This window comes from Candidatus Phytoplasma phoenicium, assembly GCF_001189415.1.
GTDB lineage: Bacteria > Bacillota_I > Bacilli_A > Acholeplasmatales > Acholeplasmataceae > Phytoplasma > Phytoplasma phoenicium.
The window spans coordinates 1-3136 of record NZ_JPSQ01000042.1 but is presented as its reverse complement, the minus strand read 5'-3'; the positions used below and the strand labels follow the sequence as shown (position 1 = coordinate 3136).

Genomic DNA, 3136 nt, shown 5'->3' with positions numbered 1-3136 from the left:
TTCATATTAAAAAATAGTATTTTTAATTATACCTTGAGAATTAATCACTTTTTGGATTACTTTTTTTCTTGATCAAATTCGATAATAGTTTTATCAGGTAAAAAAATTTCACTATATTAGCATTTTAACTTTATCATTTTCTTGATTTATTTAAATTTGATAACTATTAGGTTAAATGATTTGAGATAAAATTTGAGTTTCATCATCATATTGTTTTTAGTTCCATCTTGCATTATTTCTTCTATTAAAACATCCTTAAAAGGATTTATATTCCTTAATGATTCTATTAGGACATATTTCTTATTTTAAATATCCGTTATATAAACTATAATTTTGAATTGAACCATTGGGCAAAACAATTTTCATTAATTTTTTCTTGTTACAGTCATATTCTTTAAAAATATTATAAATAGGCAAAACATCCGTAAAAGTATTTGGATTATTTGAATGATATATACGCATTACCCAATTAGAAAAAAAATCTTGATTTAAATATAATCGATATTTTTTAATAATACCTTCTGAAGTTATTTCTGTTAGAAAAAGACTAACAACATCATGATTATCTATTTGTTTTTCATCATAATAATAATATTATTTTGTTGTTTTATTTGGTAATATTTTTTGTATTAACAAAAATTTTTGAAGATGATAATAACTAATAGTTCACCCGTTAGGCCAAAAAATACAAGATATATTACCAATAGTATAATCATATTCAACATGTGTGTTATTTTGAATTGATATTGTCAGTAAAGTTTGCGAAGGGTCACTTTTGGGTTCATATTGTAAAATAACATCACCGGATCAACTTAGTTATTTAGATTTTTTTATTATCATAATTATAAATAATTGTTTTGTTGTCAAAATACGATTTAATTGACCATTATTTTTTATCATATTCTTTGATTTTGTCATCTCTTTAAATCAATAATTTGAATTAATTGATTAGTATCAAAATCATATTCTTTAACTTGTTGGCCATCTGCTGAACAAATTGTTTCAATAATTTGATTATTTACTTCTTTAAATTCTATTATAGAATCATCCTTATAATATTTGTGGTTACCATATAACAGACATGTTATGAAGTTGATAATTCAATTCAAACACAATCATTATCAAAAATAAAATAAAAATTTTACTTAATAAATAATAAGTGAAAATTGTATTCTTAAAAGGTTTCAAACATTATCCTATTTCTAAATAAGAACCAACATGTGAATCAAAATAAAATTAAAAAAATTAATTATCTCTTTCGTACTTATTAAAATAATTTATTTCCCCAATATGAATATCAATTCAAACTTCAATATTTATCATATCATAATTAACATTTATTAAATTAATAAAATATTATTTTCCATTGATAAATGTGTTTTTTTTGATCATTATGAAAAACTTTTTATCAAATAAATCAATATGATCACAAACTTTAATTTAAATGATCGATTTTCTTTAAAGAAATAATTTCGTTAAAATTATTTGGTAATTCTTTCGTTTTTTCTAAATGAAAATAACCTTGACGTAAAAATTGAAATTTTTCTTGATTTTGCGTTAGTTTCACTGAACCTTCCATTAAAGATGACTGAGAACGCCAAGAAGCATGATTAAAATCTTCTAAAATGTTTTTAGGATTATTTATTTTAAACAAATTGTCATAAAAATTGACAATAATAGGTTGTGCTGTAGTTGCTTCGACAAAATGAATAGTACCATTAGGTTTTCTTTTGTTAAAACCGTTACCACTTTTAGTTTCAGGATCATAAATAGCTAAAATTTCAATAATTTCACCCTGATTATTTTTAATAACATCGACAGCTTTGATAAAATAAAAATAAAATAATCTTACTTCTCCATTTAAAAATAATTTTTTAGATTGAGGATCTTTTTTTTCTATTTGAAAATCATTTTTTTCAATATAAAGATATTTCGAAAAAAAAACTGGACGAGAACCTAAAGTGGTGTCTTTGTTGTTAAAATCAATATCACGAAATTCTTTTTGATTTACAGGATAATTAATAATAGTTACTTTTAAAGGCTCAATCACCGTCATGACTTTTTTAGTTTTTAATTGCAAATCATTCCTTAAACAAGAATATAACATATTAGGTTGTACATAAGTATTGTTTTTAGATAAACCCGTTTCTAAAACAAAATGACAAATAGCTTCGGCAGTATAACCTTTTTTTCGAACACCACTTAAAGTGGGCATACGCGGATCATCCCAACCATTAACTAATCGAGCATTTACTAAAGTTTTTAAAAATCTTTTACTTAAACAAGTATGTGAAATATTAAGTCTTCCAAATTCTATTTGAGTTGGTTTGTGTGGCATTTCAGTTTCTTGAAGAACCCATTTATATAAAGGTCGATGGTCTTCGAATTCAAAAGAACATAAAGAATGAGTAATTTTTTCAATTGAATCTTCTAAAGGATGTGCAAAATCATAAGAAGGAAAAATAAAATAATGTTTATTTTTGAGTGTATAACCTTCTAAAACACGATAAAGCACTGGATCTCTCAAATTCATATTGGAACTAGACATATCTATTTTGGCTCTTAAAACTTTTTCACCTTCTTTAAAAAATCCTTTTTTCATTTGTTCAAACAATTTTAAATTTTCTTGTATACTACGTTCACGATATGGAGAATTAAGACCCGGTTGAAATAAATCACGACGAAATTTTTTCAGTTGTTCTTTATTTAAATCATCAACAAAAGCTTTGCCTTTTTTAATTAAAAAAACAGCTTTTTCGTACATTATATCAAAATAATCAGAAGCAAAAAAAATTTTATGAGGTCGATAACCTAACCATTTTACATCTTCTAAAATAGCCTTCATGTATATTTGTTTTTCTTCAGTCATAGGATTAGTGTCGTCATATCTCAAATAAGTTTTACCTTTGAAATATTTAGCCAATTCAAAATTAATTACAATAGCACGAGCATGTCCTAAATGTAAAAAACCATTAGGTTCAGGCGGAAATCGCGTAATAACTTCTTTATATTTTTGATTATCTAAATCTTTTTGAATTATATTTTTAATAAAGTTAGAATTTTTATACATTTTCAAACTAAAAAACCTACCTTAATGTTATTAGAAAAATTAATCAATAATTTGGTATTTTTCTCC

At 23.7% G+C, this 3136-nt stretch carries 1 protein-coding gene; it reads right to left on the bottom strand.

The window, feature by feature from the left end; genetic code table 11:
- Nucleotides 1-1435: 1435 nt before the first annotated feature.
- Entirely contained in the window at nucleotides 1436-3070 is a 1635-nt protein-coding gene (glnS, locus tag AlmWB_RS01090; protein ID WP_050337255.1) for a glutamine--tRNA ligase, read from the bottom strand.
- Nucleotides 3071-3136 lie beyond the last annotated feature (66 nt).